This is a genomic window from Allorhizocola rhizosphaerae (assembly GCF_003426775.1).
GTDB lineage: Bacteria > Actinomycetota > Actinomycetes > Mycobacteriales > Micromonosporaceae > Allorhizocola > Allorhizocola rhizosphaerae.
The window spans coordinates 1-2,678 of record NZ_QJUG01000426.1; the positions used below are offsets into that span (position 1 = coordinate 1).

Sequence of the window (2,678 nt, forward strand, 5' to 3'; positions counted from 1 at the left end):
ACCCGCGCCATTATCTCCCGCCCCCCAGCCCTACGGGCCCGGCCCCCTTTTTCACGGCAGCATATCGTGGCGCACGACATTCTCTTCGCGCCCGGGGCCCACGCCGATCAAGCTGACCCGCGCCCCGCACAGCTCCTCCAGCCGCTCGATGTAGCGCCGCGCGTTGTCGGGCAGATCGTCAAACGACCGGGCCTTCGAGATGTCCTCCCACCAGCCGGGATGGTATTCATACACCGGCGTGGCGTGGTGGAAGCCGGTCTGCGTCATCGGCATCTCGTCGGTGCGCTCGCCGTCGATTTCATAACCGATGCATATGGGTACCGTTTCGAGCCCGCTGAGAATGTCTAATTTGGTCACCACGAGGTCGGTGATGCCGTTCACCCGCACCGCATAGCGCCCGATGACGGCGTCGAACCACCCGCACCGGCGCGGGCGCCCGGTTGTCGTGCCGTATTCGCCGCCCGTCTTGCGCAGATGCTCGCCCATGTCATCGTGCAGCTCGGTCGGGAACGGCCCCGCGCCCACGCGGGTCGTGTATGCCTTGATCACCCCGATCACGCTCGTGATGCGCGTCGGGGGGATGCCCGTGCCCACGCACGCGCCGCCCGCCGTCGGGTTGGACGAGGTCACGAACGGATAGGTCCCGTGGTCCAGATCGAGCAGCGTGGCCTGGGCACCCTCCATCAGCACGATCTTGCCCGCCTCGATGGCCTTGTGCAGGATCAGCCGGGTGTCGGCGATGAACGGCTTGAGCCGCTCGGCATAGGTCAGGTATTCCTCGACGACCGCCCCGACATCGAACGCCTTGCGGTTGTACACCTTGAAAAGAATCTGGTTCTTTTCTCTCAGTACCAGTTCGAGCTTCTGCCGCAGGATGCCCGGATCGAGCAGGTCCTGAACGCGAATGCCCATGCGTGCGACCTTGTCGCCGTAGGCCGGGCCGATGCCGCGGCCGGTCGTGCCGATGCGCGCCGTGCCCAGGTATCGCTCGACGACTCGGTCCAGCGCGCGGTGATGCGGCATGATCAGGTGTGCGTCGGCGGAGAGCAGCAGGCGCGAGACGTCGACGCCGCGCTCGGTGAGCCCGTCCATCTCCGCGATGAGCACCTTCGGGTCGACAACGACGCCGTTGCCGATCACCGTGACGGCGTTGGGATGCAGGGCGCCGCTGGGCATCAGATGCAGGGCGAACTTCTGCCCGTCTGGCGTTATCACGGTATGTCCGGCATTGTTGCCACCGGAGAACCGGACCACGTAGTCAACGCGTGATCCGAGCAGGTCGGTAACCTTGCCTTTGCCCTCGTCGCCCCATTGGGCGCCGAGGAGCACGATCGCTGGCATTCCTCTCGCCTTCCTCGGCGGGCTCCGCAGATCGGGGCCACCAAGGGTGTCAGGTTAGCAGTGAAGGGACCCGTGCGGTGGCAGACGTAGTCATATTGAGCCTGGTCGAAGGCGATGCATGCGGCACACGCGTGCCCGTGCTGCGCTGCGTCGACGCGCTGTCGTCCATGGGCGCCAAGGCTTTGCCGGTCGTCGCCGGTTCCGATGCGGCGATCGACGAGGCGCTGTCCCGGCTGCCGGATGTGAGGCTTGTCATCGCCGCCGAGAGCACCGCACAGCTGCGGCACGTGCTGCGCCGGATGGTGCGCAGATATGCTCCCCCGCCCTCGAAGCGCCCGTCGGACTTTCCGATCAACCGGACCGTCTCCGACCTGCCGACCGTGGGTGTGCTCCCGCTGGCGCCGCTCGCCTTCGAGCTGCCGGGCGACCCCGACACGGTGGCCAAGGCGGTGCTCGGCTCCACCGTGACCAAGCTCGATCTGCTCCGGCATGATGGCGGTTCGGTAACAATCGACGGCGTGCTGGTGGGCGCGGCGAGCGAGAGCGGCACCCCGCTGGCGTGGCGCGGGCGCATCGACGTCGATGACACCACGCTGTCCGACGGCACTGAGCCGATCATCGCGCTCAGCGTGGCCAACGCCGGTGGCACGGCGCAACTCGACGGCCTGCCGCTGGTCACCGCACCCAACCCGGCCGACGGACTGATCGATGTCGCGGTCGCGATACCGGTTTCGCACAAGCCGTTTCTGGGCAAGGCCCGCCTTCGATACGAGGTGCGCCGGGCCCAGGGCCGCGCCGTTGCCGTCACGCCACGCGACCCTGACCTGCCGTTTCTCGACGACGGCGTGGCCGGGGTGCTCAACCGCAAGCGATCGTGGTGGATCGAGCCGTCGGCGTGGTCCGTCTACACTTCCTGAGCGGGAGGAAGAGTGATGACCGATTTCGAGTGGCCGCCGGACGAGATCGCAGGTCCGCCGACCGAGGAAAACAAAGTAGGGTCAAGGGCCTCCGCCGCTGCGTCGCCAGTGCCGCCCGCACCCGTCGCGGGCGTGCCCATGCCCGTGGCCGGTCCGCAGCCAGGCATTCCGATGACGCCCCCGCCGCCGGCCGCCGGCGGGCCCGCGCACGGTGGCCTGCCCAATCCTCCCCAGCGCCCGAATCAACCGGCCCAGCCCATCCCGGCCAACGGCCCAGGGCCGATCCCGGTGCGCCCGCACATGCCACCCGTTCCGGTGACACAGCCCTCCGCGGCGCCCGCATCCGCGCCTCCCAGACCGGTCTCGACGCCACCGGCCGCCCAGACCTCTCCGGGCCCGGTGCAGACACCACCACCTCCG

At 68.4% G+C, this 2,678-nt stretch carries 2 protein-coding genes; one reads left to right on the forward strand and one right to left on the reverse strand.

The genetic code is table 11. The features are described 5' to 3' along the window. Positions 1-51 precede the first annotated feature (51 nt). A complete protein-coding gene (locus tag DM816_RS41320) occupies positions 52-1,341 on the reverse strand; it encodes an adenylosuccinate synthase (protein WP_117215872.1) in 1,290 nt (429 codons plus the stop codon). A gap of 77 nt (positions 1,342-1,418) precedes the next feature. On the opposite strand from DM816_RS41320, the gene DM816_RS41325 reads away from it, so the two are divergent. Beyond that, positions 1,419-2,258, forward strand: a complete 840-nt coding sequence (locus DM816_RS41325; RefSeq protein WP_117215873.1) for a hypothetical protein — start codon at positions 1,419-1,421, stop codon at positions 2,256-2,258. Positions 2,259-2,678 lie beyond the last annotated feature (420 nt).